Raw genomic sequence first — 23138 nt, forward strand, 5'->3', positions numbered from 1 at the left:
ACAAGAGAATAACCATTATCCACCTTTATGCCGTCTGGTATTTACTCTCAATTTAACTCAGGAACGCTATGACGCAGGAACGCCGCGCAGATTTTATTTTAGTCGTGACCACCATGCTGGCTGCCGCCGGATGGATTTTTTCCAAACAAGCCATACAAGGGCTCCCCCCGTTTGGGTTTATTGGCTCACGGTTTGTGTTGGCCTCACTATTTCTATTGCCATTTAGCTATCAGGCATTAAGAAAGGTCAGCCGCGGTGATCTTGTTCGCGCCATGAGTGTTGGTTGCTTGCTGGGGAGTGCGTTATTACTTTGGATCTATGCCATTTCGGTGAGTGATACGCTCGGGGAAGGGGCATTTATCATGAGCCTTTCCATGTTATTTGTTCCTCTGGTTGCCTGGCCGTTGTTTAAACAGCGACCTCCCCGAATGTTCTGGCTCTCCTTACCGATTGCGATTGCCGGATTGGTGCTGCTGTCATCGGCCTCTGGTTGGCAGCAGTCAGCAAGCCAGATATGGTTTGTGTTGGCTGCCGTTATGCTGGCGGTGCATTTCAACTTCAACAGTCGTTTCGCCCAGCGTATTCCGACCTTGCTTCTGACCAGTATTCAGCTGTTTGTCACCGGCGTTATGGGGCTAGTAGCCTCACTGAGCTTTGAAACCTGGCCAGAGCAGATCAGCATTGATATCTGGGGCTGGTTTGCGATGAGTGTGCTACTTGCCACCAGTCTGCGCTACGTCATGCAAACCTCCGGACAGAAACATACTACCGCCGCCAATGCAGCGATTATTATGGTGCTAGAGCCGGTCTGGACAGTGGTACTGAGTATGTTGTGGTACGGCGAGCAGATGCCGATAAATAAATTGCTAGGCTGCGCCATGATTTTATGTGCTCTGTTGGTTTATCGAGGCAGCGCGAGGGTAATGGCAAAATTGCCAGGAGGATAAAAAATGGTCTCTAATTCAGAAGCCATTTGTTATAACCTGAGTGCGGATCTATGCCAATTTGTTAGCCCCCAAGGCACGAGCTCGATACGGTAAAATTGCTTATGACCCGAAGGAAAAATCCAGCTTCAGCCTTGCGAAGGCAAGGCTTTTTTTGGGCGTGCATTTATGACGAGTTAGCCGGAAAGAGCGTCTGTATCGTCACCCTGTTTTTTCCCTTGCCTGAAAGCAAGTGATACAGCCAGCGTTTGAGCCAGGCATAGTGAGGCAGACTGAGAGCGGAAGGCATCAACTTGCGCTTCTTTAACAACAAAACACACATCGCTGAACGAGGCGAGAGGGCTGATCTGGCTATCTGTAATGATAATTTGCTTGGCTCCCGCCTGAGAGGCGACTTCGCTCAGCATGACAGTTTCTGGTGCATAGGGGCTAAAGCTAATTGAAATAACCGCATCATTGGGTCCAATCATACTTAACTGTTCTTCAAACATTCCACCCAGGCCATCAATCAGAAAGGCTCGGCGTTCGACGTGACGCAAAGCATAAGTCAGGTAAGACGCGATGCTGAAAGAGCGGCGTAAACCGATAATGTAGATATTCTCGGCACTTGCCAGCATCTCAATAGCTTGCTCCATCTTGTCTGGAGAAGTTTGAGTCGCCAGTTGTTGCATCGCCTGGGCGTTGGCCCTTGCAAATTCTTGCAAAATGTCTTCGGGGCGCTCAGGCGGCTTCTGTTCAGTTTCTAGCTCTTTGAACAGGCGGGCTCTGTCAGTATAGCTTGCCGTTTCTTCAACCAAATTACGGCGGAATAACTGTTTCATTTCGTTGAAACCTTTGAAATCAAAGGCGTTGGCAAAACGGATCAGGGTTGATGGTGGTACACCTGCCTGTTTGGCGATAACGGCAACGGTATCGAAGGCAATGCTGTTAGTGTTGTCCAGCATATATTGAGCAACTTGTTGAAGGCGCTTGCTCAGATCACCGTATCGTGAACGGATCTGATCCTGCAGTTCGGTTAGGTTAGTCGCAATAGGCATAGAAGGCTCCCTGATTTCTACATTTTCTGATTGTAGGGGCTTGACGAACAAGATGAAACGTTTTTTTCAATAATGTCTATTTAGCTTTCATGCCGAAATATACATTTCGAAACAAATTACAAAACCAGGGCAAAAGCCACGACGCCTGAAAGAGCCGCTGCAAGCTATACGCTATCCACCCAGCAGCAAAGTAAACCCCGTGTTGCTGGTTGATGGCGTTGTCGGCTCTTTTTCCATTTTTACATCCCGTCCGGTAACGTATTTCCGCCATGTTAAACACCTCACCGCTACGGCCGTTATTTTTCCTGGCTATGGCTTAACTCCTTGTTCCGTCGTCAATCGGAATCTATTTCATGTTGCTTGAGAAAGACTATCAAGATCACAAAGAGGTTTTTTTGTTTCAATTTACATTGAAAATGAAATATTTGTTTCGTATAAGGGTGTTGTTGAAACAAAAACGTTGAAGCAATTTAGCGCCGATGCCTGGCCTGCCTCCTTATATTAGGAGGCTGGCCACTAGGGTTCAGGGCGACTTGTTCAGTGATCCGAGGAAGGAGTAAAAAGGATGAATACCAGCAATAAGAAGCTCGATCTTATTTGTATGGGTCGTGTGGCTGTTGATTTATACGGACAGCAAATAGGTACCCGCCTGGAAGATATGGGGTCGTTTTCCAAGTATCTTGGTGGTTCATCAGGGAATGTTGCTTACGGTACTGCACGACAAGGTCTCAAGTCGTCAATGCTGGCTCGAGTGGGCGATGAGCACATGGGCCGCTTCCTCAGGGAAGAGTTGGAAAGCGTGGGTGTCGATACCAGCCACCTGATCACAGACAAAGATCGCCTAACCGCATTGGTGATTCTGGGTATTAAGGATGAAGAAACGTTCCCGCTGATTTTCTATCGTGATAACTGTGCAGATATGGCCATCACGGCTGATGACGTTTCAGAAGAATACATCGCATCGGCCCGTTGTTTGGCCATTACCGGTACTCATTTATCCAATCCGAAAACCCGTGATGCTGTTCTTACTGCTCTCAAATATGCCCGCCGTCATGGCGTAAAAACAGCACTCGACATTGACTACCGCCCGGTACTGTGGGGATTAACATCACTGGGTGATGGCGAAACCCGTTTTATTGAATCGGGGCCGGTAACTGAGCAGTTACAGGAAGTATTGGGTTTGTTTGACCTGATTGTCGGCACGGAAGAAGAATTCCATATTGCCGGCGGCTCAACCGATACTGTTGAAGCTCTGTGCGCAGTACGCGAAGTAAGCCCGGCGGCATTGGTGTGCAAGCGTGGTCCGTTAGGCTGCTCGGTGTTTAGCCATGATATTCCCAATGATCTGGATGAAGGGATCACCATCGAGGGAGTACGTGTCGATGTGCTCAATGTCCTGGGGGCTGGTGATGCCTTTATGTCAGGGCTACTGCGTGGCTACCTGAATGGCGAAGGCTGGGAGCAGGCTTGCGCCTATGCCAATGCGTGCGGTGCACTGGTGGTTTCCCGCCACGGCTGTGCACCGGCGATGCCCTCCAAAGAAGAGCTGGATGATTACCTTGTCCGGGCCAACGAGGTACCGCGTCCGGATCGGGATCAGCGACTCAATCACCTCCATCGCGTGACAACCCGAAAGACAAACTGGGAAGAGTTATGTGTTCTGGCGTTTGACCATCGTATTCAGTTTGTCGATATGGCACGTGAAGTGGGAGCAAGTACCGACCGCATCTCTCCCCTGAAGCAATTGATCCTGAAGGCGAGCCAGGAAGTCGCTCAGGAAGCAGGGTTAGAAGGAAAAGCCGGCATTCTGTGCGATAGCAGCTTTGGTCAGAATGTCCTGAATGAAGTTACAGGCTCAGGCTGGTGGATCGGACGTCCGGTTGAATTACCGGGGTCGCGCCCGCTCCGTCTGGAGCATGGCAACATAGGATCACAGCTTATCGGCTGGCCACTGGAGCATGTTGTTAAGTGTTTAGTGTTCTTCCACCCGGAAGATCAGCATACCCTGCGTCTGGAGCAGGAGAATATGGTCAAAGAGGTGTATGCCGCTTGCTGCCAATCTGGCCATGAAATGCTGCTGGAAGTGATTTTACCGGCAGATATGGAACGTAGTGATGAGCTATACCTGGGGGCGATGACGCAGTTCTATAACCTGAATGTGAAGCCGGACTGGTGGAAACTGCCGCCATTGTCTGCACAATCCTGGGCAGAAGCCAGTGCCTTGATCGAAGCACGAGATCCGCATTGCCGTGGTGTTGTCTTACTCGGACTCGATGCACCAGAAGCCGAGCTGAAAGCGGGGTTTGATGCGGCTGCCAGTAATTCACTCGTTAAAGGATTTGCCGTTGGGCGCACTATCTTCGGACAACCGTCTCGAGATTGGCTGGCTGGAAATATAGATGACAGCGGATTGATCGAACAAGTAAAAAATAATTATCACAATCTGATCACGCTTTGGCGTCAGCGCGGTTAATCCGGGCTGTTTAATAGCAACCGCAATCAATGATTACAGGAGTAAAGAGTCATGGAAACCGTTCAGAATTATATCAACGGCCGGGTAAGTGAAAGTCACGGTAACCGCTGTGCCCCCGTATTTAATCCCGCGACCGGCGAGCAAACCCGTCAGGTTGTTTTGAGTTCGGCTGCTGAAACGGCAGAAGCCGTTGCAGTGGCAGATAACGCTTTTCCAGCATGGGCAAAAATATCCCCGCTGAAGCGGGCGCGGGTGATGTTTAAGTTTAAAGCCTTACTTGAAGCGAATATGGACAAGTTGGCGCGTATTATTTCCAACGAACACGGCAAAGTGTATTCCGATGCGGTCGGTGAAGTCACCCGCGGGCTGGAAGTGGTCGAGTTTGCATGTGGTATTCCTCACCTGCTGAAAGGCGAGCACTCTGCCAATGCCGGTACTGGTGTTGACAGCCATTCGTTGATGCAACCGCTTGGTGTCTGTGTCGGTATTACCCCGTTTAACTTCCCGGCAATGGTGCCGATGTGGATGTTTCCGATTGCGCTGGCAGCCGGTAATACCTTTGTGCTTAAGCCGTCTGAAAAAGATCCTTCTCTTGCCCTGATGCTAGCTGAACTGTTGAAAGAAGCAGGCCTGCCCGATGGTGTCTTCAACGTCGTTAATGGCGATAAAGAAGCCGTTGATGTGTTGCTAACGGATCATCGAGTCCAAGCCGTTAGCTTTGTCGGTTCAACACCCATTGCAGAATACATCTACAGCACAGCGTCAGTGCACGGTAAGCGCTGTCAGGCACTCGGCGGGGCGAAAAACCATTGTATCTTGATGCCCGATGCCGATGTGGATATGGCCGCCAACGCGATTATGGGCGCAGCTTACGGCGCAGCCGGTGAGCGTTGCATGGCGTTGTCAGTCGCCGTTGTCGTCGGTGATGAGACAGGCGATCTGCTGATTGAAAAGCTACAGCATTACATCGGTGAAATGAACGTCGGCCCAGGTCTTGTTGAAGGGAAAGAAAACGACATGGGGCCGGTCATTTCAGCCCAGCACAAAGCCAAGATCTGTGACTACATCACCTCAGGCGTTGAACAAGGCGCCTCGCTGGTTGTTGATGGCCGCGAGCTGGTGGTTGACGGTCATGAAGAGGGGTATTTCGTCGGGCCAACACTGTTCGATAATGTGTCGCCAGATATGGCGATTTATCAAGAAGAGATCTTCGGCCCGGTTCTGGCCGTGGTTCGTGTTTCTGATTACCAGACTGGATTGGATTTGATCAATCGTCATGAGTACGGCAACGGAACCGCTATCTTTACCCGTGATGGCGAAACAGCACGTCAGTTTAGCGAAGATGTGCTGGCGGGAATGGTCGGGGTCAATGTGCCCATTCCAGTACCAATGGCATTCCACAGCTTTGGCGGCTGGAAACGCTCGGTGTTTGGTCCGCTAAATGTTCACGGTAATGACGGGGTGCGTTTTTATACCCGAATGAAGACCGTGACCAGCCGCTGGCCGGCCAGTGTGCGCTTAGAGCAACATACCAGTGCTTTTGTTATGCCAACGATGGAGTGACATATTAATTTCGAACTAATCAAAAGGGGGCTGAGTCATTGATTTTCGAATCATATAGGTATGGCGAACCTGGCCTTTTACAAAAGTCGCCATAGGCGACTTCAGTACGCTTGTGCTTCTGTATAACTTAGCGACACAACCTTTCAGAGATTCATCGTTCGGGTGCTATGGCAGAGATGGCCTAAAACCGCCTAAAACCGCCACTTTACAGGTGGCGGTTACCCATCTTGCTGGCTTGCATCAAGTCGCAGAATTAAATAGGGACCATCTGTTCAGACTCTGGATTGATCAGCAAAGTCATGTAAACTATCGTTTTATAAAATTATTGTAAAATCGAAGGTTGGGAATATGGAAATGGCGTATTCTGAAGTAATGGCACTGCCAGCAAAAGAGCGGGGGCCTTTGCTTAAGCTTCTGGCAGAGTCCGGAGATAATGATGCCTGCTTAGAGTATGCAAAGTTGATTTTTGCCGACAAATACAGTGGCACGCCTTCTGCGGGACAATCGAAAGATGAAGCAAAAGCAGAAGCACGTTCAGTCGCCGTAACCTTTCTACATGACGCCGCTCTGCGGGGGCACCTGCCAAGCATTATTCTGGGACAGGATGCCGTCTTTTTAGGTCGTCATGGCGCATTTAACAAAGTGCTCTGCAAGGTGAGTTACACAAAGGCGATTGAGTTCTTAGATCTTTGGCTGGCACAAGAGCCGGAACCGAATGATCGCGCACTGGCACTGTTTCGAAAAGGTCTGTGTCTGAAGCTTATGAATGCGGAAACGCCTTGGGATGAAGTTAAGTCACTTTGGGAGCAATCAGCCAACCTAGATGGAGAGCATGGTATTGCAGCCGCGGCACAACTCGGAGTCTGGTATTATGACAATGGACGCTATGACGAAGCGATCCCATGGCTTGAAAAAGCCAAAACCACATCTATGATGGCAGCATCACACCTGATGTTGATCCACAAAAAACATACTAAGTCTGAGGATGATTATAAAGTGTGCTCAGATATTTGCTTAGCGCTGTGCAGCAGTAAAGCCAAACCGGGCCAAACTTAGACCGCTCTATTCGGAATGCTTGAAAATATGGACGGAGTGACTGTACCCCACTCAATATGCGGATGTTCATTCCAGTTTGCTACATAGTCCCTGAGAGACTAGTTTGTACTCACGATAGTTTTTAACACGTGGTGTGCTTGTTAAAATGATGGTGTTTGGCGTTAACATAACACTTACTATGCGGCGGTGAGAAAGATAACGGATGTGGCCAAGATATTCCTAGTAGCGTTTATTGCCAAATTCTGATTAATATCAGGTCCATATATCACCGTGACATAACTTTCTAGTTTTTCATTCTAATGGCACGTTCGGTTGATTATACTGTTGATGCTCTGTAATCAGCCTGCTATTTTATGGGAACACTCCCATAAAATAGTAGGAATAATGAAAAGAGTATTAGCACCCGTTCTTTTGGGGCTTACTGCTGCGGCATCGGTATCAGCAACTGAGATTGTAGAAAGTGTTATCGTTGATGACGTGAGCTTAAATGGGTATTCAAAGAAGAGCTATGAGGTAGTGCTCGAAAACGAGTCTGAAAATTCATCTTATGCTTTTCGTGGAAGCAGGGTTCAAATGAAATTGCTTGTCGAGCTGTTTCACAATTCAAACAATGGAAAAAAAGCAGCACGAGTTGTAACACTCGGCAGCGGTTATGTACCAGGGAAATCAGGGGTAAAGCAGACTTATAACTCCCCATTGCTTGCCCGGTTTACGCAAACATATCCTGTTGCATTTGACTATAGTATTTACCAAGCTGGAGGTACGTCGATTTTTGGCGATGACTATTCTCCGCAAAATGAAACTAATGACGTTTCTGTGTCGTCTACGACGGTTGCACCATCTATTGGTCTGACTGTGACGGCAACACCAGGAGCGATGCCGAGCTTCTCCGGTACACTGGGAAGCCAGCTGGGAGTAAGCTATACCTCTCGGTATACAAGCAAAGATTATGTTACGGCAGTGGTTCCACATGTCGGTGCTGGACGTGGCACCGGGGTTAAATGGGAAACATCACTAAATCAGCTTTATACCAATGATTACCAGTATTACGGTAAGTGGGCTGGGGTCTACCACTATACTGACTGTTATAATGAAAACTTGCTGCCCGAAGAAAACCTACCCCGCCTGATTTATGGATTTAAGCCGAAATTCCAGTACGTGTTCACGCCAGAACCTGAAAGTGGCACTGAAGCCAAAACTGAGATGATTGTCCGGGCCGGAATGAAGGAAGTAGAAGAAGGATTTAGCCGCAGTGCCTGTACCTGGTCTGACTATGGAACAAAAAACCATTACACAGAGGCACAGGTTCGATTCACCATCGACTGGGATAAGTTGGCCGTAAGCCAGTTTTAACAGAAAGAGTGAACTATATATATTTAATTAATATTAGTTAAGCAAGAGCGGCAAATCTACAATTGCCGCTCTCCTTTTTACAGTTAAGTCTGATTGGACTCGCCTTCTTAAACAATACGAAATTCGAATGCCAATGTGTTAGCGCTACATAATATCAATGTCCAACTCTGGTTGGCGGGGAAGATGCTCAACCTGGTTGAAGTGTTATTTGAACAACGTAGTTGAATAAAGCCATACTCGCCAGCGAGGAGCTGTAGTCGATGATTAAAAATGGGCAGCTCGATAACCTCCATCTGGGATGAGTTTTACGCGTTGGAAGACTAGTAGTATCTGGAAATCAGTACGATTGTGCTTCTGTATAACTTAGCGACACAACCATCATTCCAGCTTTTTACGATACTGCTCTGGCGTACAATGTGCGTGTTTCTTGAACAGGGTAATAAATGGCGAGGCCTGATGGTAACCCAAGGTCAGGGCTATTTCTTTGACGGATAAACCCTTGCGCAACAGGTGTAAGGCGTAGATAAACTTACGCCGTTGGCGCCATTCGGTAAAACTCATCCCCAGCTTATTCTGACAATGCCGGGCTAACGTACGTTCAGTGGTGTGAATCTCTTTTGCCCAGCGGGCCAGAGTTTTGTTATTGGTCGGGTCGCGTTCCAGTTCGGTCAAAATGGGTTTTAATAACTTATCTTCACTGCCTGGCAGAAATTGTTCGTGCTCATTGGCACAAAGCACCTGATCGAGAAGCACTCTCACCATTCGTTGATCTTCGCCGGTGCTGGGCACCGTAATACGACGTTCGCGCAGATCATTAATAATTGCATTCATGATCGGGCTGACTTCTAACAAGCATGCATAATCCGGCAGATCGTCGGCAAAGGGCCTGACGATATTCATCGAACAATAGTTCATGCTGCGACGCATATAACTCTCATGTTCAATTCCTGCTGGTACCCATACCGCATATTGTGATGGTGACAAAAACCGTTTGCCTTCTGCATTCAGCTCCAGAATACCGCCATTAATCAGCTGTAGCTGACCCCAGGAATGGTGGTGCTTCTGAGTGGTGCTATTAGGCAGAAAAACGTCATGGCCAAAAAAGATATCGCCTGGCGGGTTGTCGTTATCAAACAGTGGTTGATGGACATTTTTCATAAGGGCTGCTTATTATCAGAGATGGTCAGTGATGGCTATCTTACAGAAAGTTGTCATCGTTGAAGATCAAAAGGGGCAACTTTGCTGGGTAAACCGTGAAGAAATCGGCGTATATGGCAAAGTTACTTGATGATACTCAGCTAAGATTATATCAACAGAAAAGTGCCTTGATGAATTCAGTTTTACATAACCTTGAATATAAACTGGAGGACCGTGACATGGAGAGATTTAAAAATATAATTGTCGTCGCAACAGCCGAGGCGGCCAACGAGGCGGCATTGGAACGTGCCGCCGATCTGGCGAACAACAACCAGGCGCGTCTTACCGTTGTTGAAGTCATTGAAAAAATACCGACCAACCTGAAGTTATTTCATAACGACCTGTCCCCCGAGATCCTCCAGGCGAACATTGTTGCCGAGCATGAAAAAAGACTGGCAGAGTTGATTGCGCCGTGGAGCAAAAATATCGATATTCAAATCAAAGTGCTTATAGGTATCCCGTTTTTAGAAATCATCCGAGAGGTGATCCGAAATGGACGTGATCTGTTGGTCAAAGCCGCAGGCTGCGATGGATTGCGGGCGCAGGTTTTTGGCAGTGACGATATGCACTTGTTACGTAAATGTCCATGTCCGGTATGGTTAGTCCATTCGAAATCCCCGAAAGCATATCGCCGTATTCTGGTGGCGGCCGCGGTGGATATTTATAGCTCTTTTTTGCCGCAAGAGTCAGAGACCAAACATCAGCTTGATCTTCAGATCCTCGACCTGGCGGGTTCCTTAGCGCTGTCTGAATTCGCCGAGCTGCATATCGCGCATGTATGGGAGGCTATTGGTGAAAGTTCGCTGCGAGGCGGGTTTATGCACAAGACGGAAGATGAGGTTGTTGCCTATGTCGAAAAGGTCAAGCAGCAGCATCAGCAAAACTTGAATGAATTAGTGGCAGAGTTCACCAATCATTTGGGCAATCACGCCTGTGCCTATCTCAAACCTAAAATTCATTTGCTAAAAGGCTCACCACGCAAAGAGATCCCGCTTTTTGCCGATAAGATTGAGGCCGATCTTGTGGTTATGGGGACCGTGGTTCGCACGGGTATTCCCGGGTTCCTGATGGGTAACACGGCAGAAACGATACTCAGCCGAATCGACTGTTCGATACTTGCGGTCAAACCGCAGGGGTTTGTCACGCCGGTTACCCTCGAGGAATAGGTATAACGGGCTAACGGATGCAGATTCGGTCTTTCAGCTCAGGGTTTGACTCAAGGAGCCGGTGGAAGTCATCGCCCTGCAATACCAGCACCTCGCAGTAGCTGGCAGCAGTGACGTCGGCATTGCGCGGTCCCTGAGTCAGTAGTGCCTGTTCACCAAAGAAGTCGCCTCTGCCCAAGCGGACGGGGGCATGATTGTTCGTTACGTCAACTGAGCCGGCAGCAATAAAATACATCGCATTGCCTGCCTCTCCTTTATGTACCACCTGTTCGCCCGGCGCGACGAGAAGCGGTTTAAGGTGTCCGGCGATTTCAGCAATATGGCTGCTGTCCAATGGTGCAAATAAAGGGACCTTTGCCACCAGATCTTCCGGATCCAGACGCTTGCTGGCAACCTGGGTGATACGCTCCTGCAGATAGGGATGGGCTGAGGTTATTTTTTGGAAGTCTTTTACCGGCAGGACAAGCAGCTGGCAATAGGCAATTGCGGTGACAGTGGCACTGCGGGGTTCCTGGGTGAGCAATGCCAGCTCGCCAAAGAAGTCGCCGCTGCCAAGGCGTATCGACTGGTGCTTTGTTGCGGCTTCGACTGCACCGCTGGAGATAAAGTACATCGCATTGCCTGGTTCATCCTGAGTGACGATCCGTTCGCCCGGCACGACCAGCTGCGGGGTGAGCATCGCGGCAATTTCGCTGATACGGTGCGAACCCAGCTCAGAAAAGAACGGGACTTTGGCGACCAGCTTGGCGGGCTCGAGCCCGAGATCCAGCCGCGGCTGGCGATCCATGATGCGACTGCGTTTGTCGATCTCCCGCCCCAGCTCATTAAACACTTCCTGACTGATGATATCTTCATCAAGCATACGGCGGTAACTGGCTTCCTCTAGGCGTAAGGCCACCCGGACAAGGTGGCGCTTCTGGAGCGTTTCTGCGTATTCCGGATATTGTAAGTGAAGCGCTTCCAGCGCCTGCTGGGTGGTTTTGAGGCGGGCGGTTAATAATTGTTCCAGTTCATGGGCGGTGCTCTCGCCAAATAGTGAAGGGATTGTCTCCCGACTATAGCGGATAAGCGCAGTGACCACGGTATCGGTAACTTGCAGCACTTCAAAGCGGTTGGCCAGCTGTATGGCCAGGGGGCGAGAAAGCCCCAGATGCCGCTGCAGCAGCATGGCAGTATGAAAGAGGGGGCCGAATTTCAGAGCGGCATTGATAGTCTCCTGATAGCCGCCTAGCTTGCCAATTTTCAGCCCGTCTTGCAGATCATCGGCGTGAAACATCAGCGTGCGGGTGATTTTGGCAGAATCCAGCCCGTCGCCGAAACGTTGTAGGTAGAGATGACGTTCATGGTTGATCAGGGTGCTGAGTCCGACACAGAGGGTGATGGTATCGGGTTTCTGGCCAGTGCGCGCCATCGAGTGCTCGATCCTGTGCAGTCGCTGCTCATAAATATCAGCCACCCCGGTGGCGATGGTCGGATTGATTTTATCCTCCAGCGCAGCATGTTCAAGCCCCTCACGGATATGGCCTATCGAGAGTGCCATGACCCGGTTGCGAATTAGTCGTTCTTCGGGGGGCAGCTGATCAAGTCCAAAAAAACGCATCATCATGCCCATGGTCGGTGCGTTTACAAAAAGCGTGAACAGCACAAAACCGGTAACCAGCGAGGCGACAAAAGCCTGAATGTCAGGGGCAATGCCCGGCGTTTCGAGGATCACCAGCGCCAGTGCCAGCGAGACGGCACCGCGTAATCCTCCCCACAGCATCACAGTGCGAAAGGCCATGCTGATTTGCTGTCCCAGTCCGAGCCTATTCAGCGACGGCAACACCAGGTAGAGCACCACAGCACGGGCCATGAATGCCGCAATGATTAAGGCGAGCAGGGCGAGTAGCTGGGCTGAGGTAAAATTGACCAGGACTTTGGGAACCAGCAGGCCCACCAGAAAGAAGATCAGGGAATTGGCCCAGAACACCAGCTCTTCCCAGGTTTCGGTCAGCGTGTGCCAGGTATGGGGCGAGATCTTGGTACGTCCGAACGAATTGATCACCAAACCGGCTGTGACGACAGCCATCACACCGGATACATGCAGGTAGTGTTCGGCTAGCAGAAAGCTCAGATAGGCCAGACAGATGGTAAGAGTGATCTCGACCAGAGGGAGATTACGCAGCTGGCCGATCAAAGAAGCGACGAGCCAGGAGGTGATCAGGCCGACCAGAATGCCACCGAAAAACACTTCGATAAATTTGCCGGCCGCAGCCAGCATGCTCTCTTCTGCGCCACTGATCAGCATTGTCACCAGAATCGTAAATAGCACGATAGCCGTGGCATCGTTAAACAGGCTTTCGCCCTCGACCAGGATAGTAAGCCGTTTGGGGGCCCCGAGGTTTTTGAAGATGGCGACGATGGCGACCGGATCGGTGGCCGATACGATAGCGCCAACCAGTAAACAGGCTACCAGGCTGATACCGGAAACATACCAGACGGATAAGCCGACAAGCAGGGTGGATATCAGCAGGCCGATCACCGCAAGCAGGAGGATGGGGCCGAGATCCGCTACCAGGTGGCGGGCATTGATATTCAGTGCCGATTCGAAAATAAGCGCGGGCAGGAAAACAAAAAAGACAGCTTCGGAGGTAATATCCAGCGCTTCAAGTGAAGCCAGAAAATCCCCCAGTATTCCGGGTGCCTGAACGCCGCTCATTGCCAGTACGATGCCACCCAAGAGGCTTCCTGCGGCGGCCAGTAACACCGTATAGGGAAAATTGATACGGTTGGCGATGGGCAGCAGAAGACTTGCAATGGTAAGCAGGCCGACGAGCCCCAGGACCAGGAGAAATGTTTGATGCATGGCAACAGCCTCTACGATTGATCGTTTCCTGTCATACCAACCGCTCCGGCGGCTTGAAGTAAACGTCGGCGGCTGAACTTGGCATATGGCGTGAGAAGGTATCGCTCCCGGAAATGTTGACTCATCAGCCCACTCCTGAGCGCTGGTGGAGCAATATATTTAGGTTAGCTCAAAAATGGGTATTGAAGTCTATACTGACTTTGTGAGGAGCATTTTTTATTTGTTTTTCAGGGGGATTCCAATGGGGCTTTTGCAAAAGAGCCTGAAGGCGCGGATGACGGTCTACTTCTTGCTGGTTTCGGTACTGGTTGTTGTTGCGCTGGCGGCAGTGACGTATTTTCTTTCCGCTGAGACTCAAAAGGAGGTGGCAATCGCGCAGTTTGAGGTTATTGCTGATCACAAAGAATTTGAAATTAATCGGTTTGTTTCCGAGCAGATTGCCATTGCGACGAAAATTGCCGGACTGGATGAACTCCGTAAAGCTGCTGATTCACTATTGTCGAAGGAGTTTGATAGTGCACAGTACCAAGCCGCATATTTGGAGTTGGCCGAAGTCTTGTTTTTGTCCACGTTTCTTGACTATGGTTCAGCGAGCGCCTCTGATTTGACGGAAATTTTATTGCTGACAAATGTAGGCGGCCGGGTTTTCTTCTCCACTGATCCGTCTCATGAGGGGCAATATCGGCTCAGCGATCAGTATTTCACCAAAGGGCGTCAGGGAACCTACTTGAGAAAGGTGTATCCGGGAGCCGAGAGCGGCGTCCCGACCCTGACGGTGTCGACGCCGCTTCTGAGTCCGGCAGGAGAACTGCTTGGCGTGCTGGCAGCCCATATCCGGTTGTCAGTTCTGGTCGAGATTGTCAGCAGGCGAACCGGGTTGGGGGAAAGCGGCGAGGCTTATTTGATCGATGCCCACAACCGTTTTATTTCAGCCGAACGCTTTGGCGATGAATCCTACCCGCGGGGTGTACACAGCGTGGGTATCGAAGCGGCCCTGAAGGGGGAAAACGGAGCGGGCTTCTATGACAACTATTCCAACGTACCGGTCATTGGCAGTTACCGCTGGCTTCCCGATCTGGGCCTGGCGCTGATCACTGAAATTGAGGCTGCCACTGCCTTGGCACCTGCTAACCGTCTTGGCGGGATGATCCTGGGCGTTGGATTATTGGCGGTTGGGGTACTGAGTATCGGGATTTACCTGATTGCCTTTCGGATTGCCCGACCTATTTTGGCCGTAACGGATACCACCTTGAAAATCGCCGCCGGGGATCTCAATCAGACGGCGCCGGTTCTGACCCAGGATGAAACCGGGGTACTGGCGAAAAACTTTAATATTATGATCGAGCGGCTTAAAAGCACCCTTGACGACTTGGCCGAGGAGCAGGAAAAGTCGGAACATCTACTGCTTAATATTCTGCCGGCACCGATTGCAGAACGTCTCAAGCATGGCGAGGATACCATCGCAGACAGCTTTGCCGAGGTTTCGATTTTATTCGCTGATATCGTCAACTTCACCCCCATGTCTGCTCAACTGTCTGCTGCCGAATTGGTCGGGCTGCTCAACGAAATATTCTGTGAGTTTGACCGCTTGAGTGAGCTGCGGGGGCTGGAAAAGATCAAGACCATCGGGGATGCCTATATGGTTGGGGCCGGGATCCCCATCCCGCGAGATGATCATGCCCAGGTGGTTGCGGAGATGGCACTGGACATGATGGAGGTGATTGAGTGTTTCAACCGAAGGCATGGTAGTGATCTGAGCATGCGGATTGGGATCAACAGCGGGCCGGTCGTGGCAGGGGTAATTGGTACGAAAAAATTTGTCTATGACATCTGGGGAGATGCGGTGAATACCGCCTCCAGAATGGAGTCTCAGGGGCTTAAAGGAGGGATCCAAGTCACCGAAGCTACCCACAGGCACTTGCGGGATCAGTTTGTTTTTTCCGATCGCGGGATGATAGGCATCAAGGGTAAAGGAAAAATGCACACCTATATTTTAAAAGGGCGTAAAGAAGAGGCGATCAGTTAGGTTGCTTTTGTTATGCAGGGCTTGAATGAAGGATACTTACATGAAGTTAATGATTACCTTGCTGATGCTTGCCAGCCTTTTTTTGAGCGGTTGTAACGATCGGCAATCCAGAGTCAGGGAGTTCAGGATTGGCTTGATCGCGCCGATAAGCGGTCATATTCCGGAAGTAGGACTGGCCACGGTAGAAGCTGCGCAACTGGCTGTGCAGGAAGTCAACGACAGCGGCGGTCTGATCATTGACAATCAACGCTACCGGGTGGAACTGCTGATTGAAGATAATGAGGATAAGGCCGAGCAGGCTATCAGTGCTGCTCTGCGATTGATCAATCAGCAAAACGTCAGCGCCATTGTTGGTCCTCAGGCCAGCCGTAACGCGATCCCTGCAGCAAGATATGCCGAGTACGCCCGGATCCCTATGATCAGTCCCTGGTCGACGAATCCGGAAACAACCCGGGATAAAAGCTGGGTTTATCGTGTCGCTTTTGTTGATACTTTTCAGGGCCAGGTGATGGCAAGTTTTGCCTACGATGAACTGGGGTATAAAAAGGCAGCCGTGCTGTATGATATCTCCAGTGAGTACAACCGTAATCTGGCAGAGGTTTTCAGAACTGCTTTTAAGGCACTGGGAGGCGGGATCGTCGCCTTTGAGTTCTATACCCGCGACACCGAGGATGTTACTAAGCAGTTACGCCGGATTCAGGCCGCCGAACCCGAGGTGCTGTTTCTGCCCAATTACTACAATGAAGTGCCAGGCCAGGCCCGTCAGGCAAGAAAGATGGGAATAAGCGCCCAATTGCTCGGTAGTGATAGCTGGACTCAGATACCGGCAATTCAGCGTGATGCGATTGAGGGCGCTTTTTTCAGCACCCATTATGCCGTTGATACTTCCAATGACGAGACGATGAACTTCAGGGCGCGTTATCGTCAAGCGTTCAACAGGGAGCCTGACGATGTGGCCGCCCTGACTTATGATGCCTTCGGGATGTTATTCGAGGCCGCGAAACGTTATGGCGGGGTTGAACCAGAAGGGATCCGCGATGCGCTTAACAACCTCGACGTTTATAACGGTGTTACCGGGAAAATTAAGTTTCGTGATTCCGGTGACCCGATCAAAAGCGCTGTGCTGCTTGAGGTCAAACAAGGCGAATTTTCATTCAGTATGCGGGTTGAGCCCTGACGTCTCACGGTCACACACTCTTTTTGCAGTGTTTGAAAAAGCCAGCGGATTGCTCCACTGGCTTTAACTTGACTCTTTATTCGACATTCAGTTTTTGCTAAAGACCAAAAATTGGGTTGATAACGGCGGTAAAGTCACCTTGACGGAATACGGCAGGCCATGACTTGGCTCTTCCACCGCTTCAATACATTCATCGACGGCATAACCGCTGCCCCAGTAGCAGGTGGCATCCGTATTGAGTACGAGACGGTATTGCCCTTTCTCTGGCACACCCAGGGTATAACCGTTGCGCGGTTCTGGCGTGAAGTTACTGATCACCAGCACTTTGTCGCCATTGAGCGCGAAACGCTCATGGGCCAGTACGCTTTGCTCGGCATCATCTTGCACTCGCCATTGAAAACCTTCCGGCAAACAGTCGAGCTCATACAGTGCCGGAACACTGGTGTACAATCGGTTTAGGTCTCTCACTAAAGTTTGCACCCCTCGATGGCGAGGATACTGCAGCCAGTGCCACTCAAGCTGACTGTCGTGGTTCCACTCGGCACTCTGGGCAATTTCGGTTCCCATAAAGTTCAGCTTTTTCCCCGGCTGGCCATACATATACCCCATATAGGCACGCAGGTTGGCGGTTTTCTGCCACTCATCCCCCGGCATTTTATTCAGCATCGATCCTTTGCCGTACACCACTTCGTCGTGAGAAAGCGACAGAACGTAATTCTCACTGAATGCGTAAATCATGGGGAAGGTGATGGTATTGTGGTGGTATTTGCGGTGAATCGGTTCTTCTTTGATGTATGACAGACTGTCGTGCATCCACCCCATATTCCACTTAAAGCCAAAGCCCAAACCACCCATTGTCGTTGGTTTGGACACACCGGGAAAAGCCGTAGACTCTTCGGCAATGGTCATCGCATTGGGATAATGGCGATACACTTCTTCATTCATCCACTTCAGCAGGCTGATGGCATCATAGTTTTCATTACCGCCATCCTGGTTGGGGATCCATTCACCGTGCTTACGGGAATAATCGTGATAAAGCATGGAGGCAACCGCATCGACCCGCAAGCCATCAATATGGAAATGCTCAAACCAGTACAGCGCATTCGATACCAGGAAGCGGCGGACATGATCCCGGCTATAATCGTAGATATAGCTGCTCCAGTCCTGATGCCAGCCACGCCGCGGATCCGGGTCATTGAATAACGCGGTACCGTCAAAGTTTGCCAAACCGTGATCATCGGAGGGAAAATGTGCCGGCACCCAGTCAAGCACCACACCCAGACCGGCCTGGTGACACTGATCAACAAAAAACTTGAAATCATCCGGTGAGCCAAAGCGGCTGGTAGGAGCAAACAGGCCTATCGGTTGATAACCCCAAGAGCCATAAAACGGATACTCTGACACCGGCATCAGTTCAATATGGGTATACCCCATATCGGTTAAATAAGGGATCAGCTGTTGCGCCAACTCCCGGTAAGTCAGAAATTCACCGTGTTCATTCCTGCGCCATGACCCGACATGCAGTTCATAGAAAGACAGCGGCTGTTGGTGCTTTGATGTGACTTCCCGGGTTTGCCATGCCTGATCTTGCCACTGGTACTTGGCCTGATCAAAAACAAGCGACGAGAAAGACGGGTACTGCTCGGCATGGTAACCCCATGGATCGGCTTTATGGGGCAGGCCATTGCCAGCACGGTCTTTCAGCTCAAACTTGTAACACTCACCCTCGGCAAGCCCGGGAATGAATAATCCCCACAGGCCATGAGCCATGCGTTGCAAGGGATGGCGGCGGCCATCCCAGCCATTAAATTCACCGACGACACTGACAGCAGAAGCATTGGGTGCAAAAACCAGAAAACGAACACCTGACACCCGCTGGCCAGCTTTTTCCAGTGTGATGAGTTGTGCACCCATTTCTTTGTACATCTGTGACGGGGTGAAAAGTGCCTGGTCAGAAGGCAAAATACGATGATACTGATACGGGTCATTAATCGATTGCTGGCCGTCCGGCCAACACACCTGCAGCTGATAATTTGCCGTGGTCAGGTCTGTTTTTTCTTTCAGGATAAAACCACTGGCGGATTCACGTTCCATCGTGAAGCGTTCGCCATATTCGAGCTCTACCTCAACCTTTTCAGCTCCTGGCATCCATACCCGAAGTGAGATCTCTTCAGAATGGTATTGTGGCCCTAGAAAGGAAAAGGGATCTGAAAATGCGGCTCTCTCTAGCTGGCGGTATTCCTTTTCACCCTGTATTTCTCTGTTCAACGAAGTACTCCTTATTTAATCATTGAAGAGCTTTTGCTCGCACTTCTGCTAAGTGTGGTGTCAAATCGATAATTTCCTGATGGACAAAGACATCATCTAAAGCGGCAATGGACCTCCGAAAAGCCCTAATATGCGGGCTTTCGAGGTTAGAACGGCTGATTAAACGCCGGATACAGACTCTGTAGCTGTAGCGGATGGCAATCCGCGACCATCAAGGTACATCTCAAGGTACTGCTGTGCCGATTCCTGCCAGCTGAACTGGCAGGCTATTGCATTTTGTTGCAAGCGTTTAAATTCCTGTGGCTTTTGGCAGTAGAGCAGAAGGCTACGTTGCAGTTTAATCAACAGAGCCTCTGGGGTCGGATCGCTAAAGATAAATCCGGTCGCGACCTGAGGCTTGTCGTCATAGTCAATAACGGTATCAATCAGTCCGCCAACACCGCGAACGACGGGCAATGTACCATACGCCAAGCTGTACATTTGATTCAGGCCGCAAGGCTCAAATTCAGAAGGCATCATAAAAAAGTCAGCCCCGGCGGTAATACAGTGAGCCAATGGGTTGCTGTATGCCTCAACAAACGCGAATTGATCGGCATGCGCTTCGCTAATTTGACGTAAAGCCGACGCCAAGGCCGGATCGCCGGTTCCGACAATAACGACCTGAACCTCATTGACCAGGAAGTCGTTTAATATCGGGATCAGATACTGGATACCTTTTTGTTCGGTCAGGCGACACACCATGCCGTACACAGGTAGATCAACAACCGGCAAACCCACCTGTTGCTGCAAGTCTTTTTTGCAGGCCTTTTTGCCCCGAGCGAGGCTGATTTTATTTGCTTTGAATTTTTGCTTGATATAAGGATCGGTTTCCGGATTCCAATCGGCATAATCACAGCCATTTACAATGCCAGATAAATCACGGATTCGGTTTTGGAAGTCAGCCTCCATACCGTGTGAGCCGAGATGAGTCAGCAATTCTGAGGCATAGTTAGGGCTCACCGCATTCACTTTATCAGCATAAGCGACACCCGCTTTTAGCATACTGATATGGGAGGGATCTATTTCAGCATTAATGTAACGGTGCTGGATCAATTCTGGGATCAGGCGATACTGGTCGTAATTGAAAATACCTTTAAATACCGCATTATGAACAGTGAGCACACTCTTCGTATTAGCAAAAAAATCACTCTGGGCATAACGGGTTTTTAGTAAAAACGGCACCAGGCCGGCATGCCAGTCGTTACAGTGAATAATGTCTGGCTGAAAGTCGACTTTTTCACACATATCCAGCGCCGCTGCACTCAAGAAGGCAAAGCGCTCACCATTGTCTGGGTATGCCTGATTATTTTCGGCATACAATTCAGGGCGATCAAAGTATTGTGGTGCATCCAGCGCATAAACGGGCACATCACCACTTTTCAATTGCATGATCTGATACTCAACGGCAGCAGGCTGCGATTCTACGTATAGTGCTGTTGTAAGTAACGAAACCGCCTGGTCACGTTCTGTAACGGTCTTATAAAACGGCATGACAATTCGAACATCGTGCCCCATCTGCTTTAAAGCGGCCGGCAACGATTTAGCGACATCGGCAAGGCCGCCGGTTTTCACCAGCCCCTCTACTTCAGATGAAACAAATAAAACCTTGAGCGGCGCTGTTGGTATTACTTTCTTTTTAGTAGCCAATTTTCGCTCCTTTCGGGATCACAACAATACCGTCGTCAGATACGTGATATTTCTTTTTATCTTCTTCAAGATCCTCACCAATCACCGTACCCGGGGCAATCTGCACATCTTTATCGATAATCGCACGACGGATTATGCAGTTTGCACCTATTTTTACATCACCCAAAAGGACAGATTCAGAAATTGTGCTGTTGTGATCAACATTGGTGCGGAAGCCTAGTACTGATTGATAAATTTTAGCGCCTCGAATATAGCTACCGGCTGAAATCATGCAGTTATTAATATCTATCTTACAATTTTCGGTATCGAGAATTGTCGCGGGTGGCAATGGAGGATAATGAGTATGGAGCTGCCATTGGCGGTTATACAACGAAAAAGGGGCATCTTCAGAAAGCAGATCCATATGTGCTTGCCAGTAGGCTTCGATGGTACCGACATCACGCCAGTAGCCATTACTTTTCTCACCAGGGATAATGTTTGAATTGAAATCATAAACAAACACTTTTCCCAGCGGAAATAACTTAGGAATAATGTCTTTACCAAAGTCATGGCTGGAATTTTCGTTAGCCGCATCTTCATTTAATTCGGCGCACAAGGTGTCAGTATTGAAAATATAATTCCCCATTGAAACCAAGGCATGACCAGGATCACCCGGAATAGATTTTGGTTTGGCGGGTTTTTCTTCAAAACCAATCATGCAGCCTTTTTCATCGACTTCAATAACACCAAAGGCACTGGCTTCGTGAAGAGGCATACGCAAGGCAGAAACTGTCAGTTCAGCCTCTTTTTCTTTGTGGAAATCCAGCATTTGTTTCACATCCATTTTATAGATGTGATCACTACCAAAGATACAGACTTGGTCCGGTTCAGCCAGTTCAATAAAACCAATATTCTGATAAATAGCATCCGCTGTGCCATCATACCAGCGCTTGCCCATTCGCATTTGTGCCGGGATCGGGTCAATAAAACGGTCGGTGATACCTGTCAGGTTCCATCCCTTTTTCATGTGGACATACAATGACTGAGACTTAAATTGAGTCAGTACATATATCTTCAGAATATCGGCATTCACAAAGTTGTTTAATGCAAAATCGATAAGCCGGTAACTCCCGCCAAATGGAACCGCAGGTTTAGTCCGTTTATCCGTCAAAGGGCGTAATCGAGACCCCTCGCCGCCAGCCAGTATCATTCCTAAAACGCCAGACATCCTATACTCCATTATTACTATGCCGTTAATGCATGCGCAATTCGTATACATCATATTGGTTTATATCATATGGTGTATTTAATTTGAACTGTAAAATTAATAAAGGTGAAGTCATGTATACCTACATCACAGGTTATATTCTTTATGCAAATTCTTCACATTTTTAGCCATGACTAATGAGTCTATAACAAACGATCTTAAGGCCCAGAGTCTATGATGGGTAAAATGACGCTAACAGGATAAAATAAAGTGTTTATTGGCTTTGGGGAAGCGGTGGGTCAGAGGTATCGCAGATGGTCGGAACTGTACTTTTAGCTCGCAGTTATTCATTATTTACAAGCGGTAAACAATATTACCGAGCCAGCATGATTTCTAAACGTGCACCAACACGTTCGGCTAAATCGGCAAGTTCGCCGACCCATTCGATAATTTGATATAAAAATATGGCATCAATGGGATTTAAATCGGCTTCTATTGCCAATAAAGAACGGCGCAACTCAATTTGCATAGAATCGGTGCCATCTTCAATTGTATCGAGCTGATTGATCATTTTGTCAACCTGATCCACTTCGCGACCCTTAAAACCCGTTTCTAACAAGTCATCAAGTTCGTTGATCGCATCGGCGGCTTTTTCGGCCGCATCAATGCAGAGGCTTAAGTAATCAAAAAACTGTTTAGATAGTTCGTTGGGGATTTGTAACTTACGGCCGATTACCCGGCCTGAAATATCTTTGGCTTTGTTGGCAATCTTATCCTGCTGAGTCAGCAGTTCAAGCACATCGGTACGTTGTACCGGCATGAAAAAATTATTGGGTAATTCAAGACGGATTTCGCGCTTTAACCGATCGGCCTCTTTCTCTAGTTCCGATATCTGCTTGCGGATCTCTTCGGCCTTTCCCCACTCATTCTCGACACAAGCATGGAAAAATGGTTTTAATTGATGACAACATTGAGTAACCAGTCGAATATGCTTCTCTAATGGTTTCAGTGGCGATTTAGCAAAGACATCCAGTATCAAATTTCTTGTCATAGTGTGATCCAACGAAGTGATAGCTTCATGTTCAAATTTCAGACTGTTGCATGATGAGAACACGTTAGCTTATAAATTAGATTGTAAACAAAACATTGGCCTTCAGTCCT

At 49.2% G+C, this 23138-nt stretch carries 15 protein-coding genes; 8 read left to right on the forward strand and 7 right to left on the reverse strand.

Going from position 1 to position 23138, the window contains the following annotated elements:
- Positions 1 to 68: 68 nt before the first annotated feature.
- Positions 69 to 947, forward strand: coding sequence for a DMT family transporter (locus R3289_RS02785; RefSeq protein ID WP_318923968.1), 879 nt, complete (start codon positions 69 to 71; stop codon positions 945 to 947).
- A 173-nt stretch (positions 948 to 1120) separates the two neighbouring features.
- Here the strand turns inward: R3289_RS02785 and R3289_RS02790 are convergent, their stop codons facing one another.
- Positions 1121 to 1981, reverse strand: a complete 861-nt coding sequence (locus tag R3289_RS02790) for a MurR/RpiR family transcriptional regulator (protein WP_318923969.1) — start codon at positions 1979 to 1981, stop codon at positions 1121 to 1123.
- 565 nt (positions 1982 to 2546) lie between these two features.
- Between R3289_RS02790 and R3289_RS02795 the strand changes: the two genes are divergently transcribed.
- The 4 genes from R3289_RS02795 to R3289_RS02810 all read left to right on the forward strand — a co-directional run bounded on the left by R3289_RS02795 (position 2547) and on the right by R3289_RS02810 (position 8426).
- Positions 2547 to 4454, forward strand: a complete 1908-nt coding sequence (locus R3289_RS02795) for a bifunctional 5-dehydro-2-deoxygluconokinase/5-dehydro-2-deoxyphosphogluconate aldolase (RefSeq protein WP_318923970.1) — start codon at positions 2547 to 2549, stop codon at positions 4452 to 4454.
- Positions 4455 to 4505: 51 nt separating this feature from the next.
- Positions 4506 to 6017 carry a CoA-acylating methylmalonate-semialdehyde dehydrogenase gene (locus R3289_RS02800; RefSeq protein ID WP_318923971.1) on the forward strand — a complete coding sequence of 504 codons (1512 nt, stop codon included), beginning with the start codon at positions 4506 to 4508 and terminating at the stop codon, positions 6015 to 6017.
- Between the two features lie 354 nt (positions 6018 to 6371).
- Positions 6372 to 7073 carry a hypothetical protein gene (locus R3289_RS02805; protein ID WP_318923972.1) on the forward strand — a complete coding sequence of 234 codons (702 nt, stop codon included), beginning with the start codon at positions 6372 to 6374 and terminating at the stop codon, positions 7071 to 7073.
- 384 nt (positions 7074 to 7457) lie between these two features.
- On the forward strand, positions 7458 to 8426 hold the full coding sequence (locus tag R3289_RS02810; RefSeq protein WP_318923973.1) for a hemolysin: 969 nt from the start codon (positions 7458 to 7460) through the stop codon (positions 8424 to 8426).
- A 378-nt stretch (positions 8427 to 8804) separates the two neighbouring features.
- Here the strand turns inward: R3289_RS02810 and R3289_RS02815 are convergent, their stop codons facing one another.
- The gene (locus tag R3289_RS02815; protein ID WP_318923974.1) at positions 8805 to 9584 is read right to left on the reverse strand and encodes a helix-turn-helix transcriptional regulator; all 780 of its coding nucleotides are present in this window, start codon (positions 9582 to 9584) and stop codon (positions 8805 to 8807) included.
- A gap of 218 nt (positions 9585 to 9802) precedes the next feature.
- Between R3289_RS02815 and R3289_RS02820 the strand changes: the two genes are divergently transcribed.
- The gene (locus tag R3289_RS02820; RefSeq protein WP_318923975.1) at positions 9803 to 10789 is read left to right on the forward strand and encodes a universal stress protein; all 987 of its coding nucleotides are present in this window, start codon (positions 9803 to 9805) and stop codon (positions 10787 to 10789) included.
- Between the two features lie 10 nt (positions 10790 to 10799).
- Here R3289_RS02820 and R3289_RS02825 read toward each other — a convergent pair whose 3' ends face one another.
- Positions 10800 to 13634 carry a cation:proton antiporter gene (locus R3289_RS02825; RefSeq protein ID WP_318923976.1) on the reverse strand — a complete coding sequence of 945 codons (2835 nt, stop codon included), beginning with the start codon at positions 13632 to 13634 and terminating at the stop codon, positions 10800 to 10802.
- Between the two features lie 175 nt (positions 13635 to 13809).
- Here R3289_RS02825 and R3289_RS02830 point away from each other — a divergent pair, with 175 nt between their 5' ends.
- Positions 13810 to 15660: an adenylate/guanylate cyclase domain-containing protein gene (locus R3289_RS02830; protein ID WP_318923977.1), complete on the forward strand. Its 1851-nt coding sequence runs from the start codon at positions 13810 to 13812 to the stop codon at positions 15658 to 15660.
- Positions 15661 to 15700: 40 nt separating this feature from the next.
- Complete coding sequence (locus tag R3289_RS02835) at positions 15701 to 16837, forward strand: ABC transporter substrate-binding protein (RefSeq protein ID WP_318923978.1); 1137 nt, start codon at positions 15701 to 15703, stop codon at positions 16835 to 16837.
- A gap of 87 nt (positions 16838 to 16924) precedes the next feature.
- On the opposite strand, the gene glgB is transcribed toward R3289_RS02835, so the two are convergent.
- The 4 genes from glgB to R3289_RS02855 all read right to left on the reverse strand — a co-directional run bounded on the left by glgB (position 16925) and on the right by R3289_RS02855 (position 23028).
- Entirely contained in the window at positions 16925 to 19105 is a 2181-nt protein-coding gene (glgB, locus tag R3289_RS02840) for a 1,4-alpha-glucan branching protein GlgB (protein ID WP_318923979.1), read from the reverse strand.
- A 159-nt stretch (positions 19106 to 19264) separates the two neighbouring features.
- A complete protein-coding gene (gene glgA, locus R3289_RS02845; protein ID WP_318923980.1) occupies positions 19265 to 20791 on the reverse strand; it encodes a glycogen synthase GlgA in 1527 nt (508 codons plus the stop codon).
- On the reverse strand, positions 20781 to 21998 hold the full coding sequence (gene glgC / locus R3289_RS02850) for a glucose-1-phosphate adenylyltransferase (protein WP_318923981.1): 1218 nt from the start codon (positions 21996 to 21998) through the stop codon (positions 20781 to 20783). The genes glgA and glgC overlap by 11 nt, the downstream gene beginning before the upstream one ends.
- Before the next feature lie 352 nt (positions 21999 to 22350).
- Positions 22351 to 23028, reverse strand: coding sequence for a TIGR00153 family protein (locus R3289_RS02855; RefSeq protein ID WP_318923982.1), 678 nt, complete (start codon positions 23026 to 23028; stop codon positions 22351 to 22353).
- Positions 23029 to 23138 lie beyond the last annotated feature (110 nt).

The organism is Photobacterium sp., assembly GCF_033720175.1.
Lineage (GTDB): Bacteria > Pseudomonadota > Gammaproteobacteria > Enterobacterales > Vibrionaceae > Photobacterium.

Excerpts from the sequence above, each read along its gene's own strand:
- R3289_RS02785 (WP_318923968.1), top strand. The coding sequence starts at position 69 with ATGACGCAGGAACGCCGCGCAGATTTTATTTTAGTCGTGACCACCATG.
- R3289_RS02790 (WP_318923969.1), bottom strand. The coding sequence starts at position 1,981 with ATGCCTATTGCGACTAACCTAACCGAACTGCAGGATCAGATCCGTTCA.
- R3289_RS02795 (WP_318923970.1), top strand. The coding sequence starts at position 2,547 with ATGAATACCAGCAATAAGAAGCTCGATCTTATTTGTATGGGTCGTGTG.
- R3289_RS02800 (WP_318923971.1), top strand. The coding sequence starts at position 4,506 with ATGGAAACCGTTCAGAATTATATCAACGGCCGGGTAAGTGAAAGTCAC.
- R3289_RS02805 (WP_318923972.1), top strand. The coding sequence starts at position 6,372 with ATGGCGTATTCTGAAGTAATGGCACTGCCAGCAAAAGAGCGGGGGCCT.
- R3289_RS02810 (WP_318923973.1), top strand. The coding sequence starts at position 7,458 with ATGAAAAGAGTATTAGCACCCGTTCTTTTGGGGCTTACTGCTGCGGCA.
- R3289_RS02815 (WP_318923974.1), bottom strand. The coding sequence starts at position 9,584 with ATGAAAAATGTCCATCAACCACTGTTTGATAACGACAACCCGCCAGGC.
- R3289_RS02820 (WP_318923975.1), top strand. The coding sequence starts at position 9,803 with ATGGAGAGATTTAAAAATATAATTGTCGTCGCAACAGCCGAGGCGGCC.
- R3289_RS02825 (WP_318923976.1), bottom strand. The coding sequence starts at position 13,634 with ATGCATCAAACATTTCTCCTGGTCCTGGGGCTCGTCGGCCTGCTTACC.
- R3289_RS02830 (WP_318923977.1), top strand. The coding sequence starts at position 13,810 with ATGGGTATTGAAGTCTATACTGACTTTGTGAGGAGCATTTTTTATTTG.
- R3289_RS02835 (WP_318923978.1), top strand. The coding sequence starts at position 15,701 with ATGAAGTTAATGATTACCTTGCTGATGCTTGCCAGCCTTTTTTTGAGC.
- glgC (WP_318923981.1), bottom strand. The coding sequence starts at position 21,998 with ATGTCTGGCGTTTTAGGAATGATACTGGCTGGCGGCGAGGGGTCTCGA.
- R3289_RS02855 (WP_318923982.1), bottom strand. The coding sequence starts at position 23,028 with ATGACAAGAAATTTGATACTGGATGTCTTTGCTAAATCGCCACTGAAA.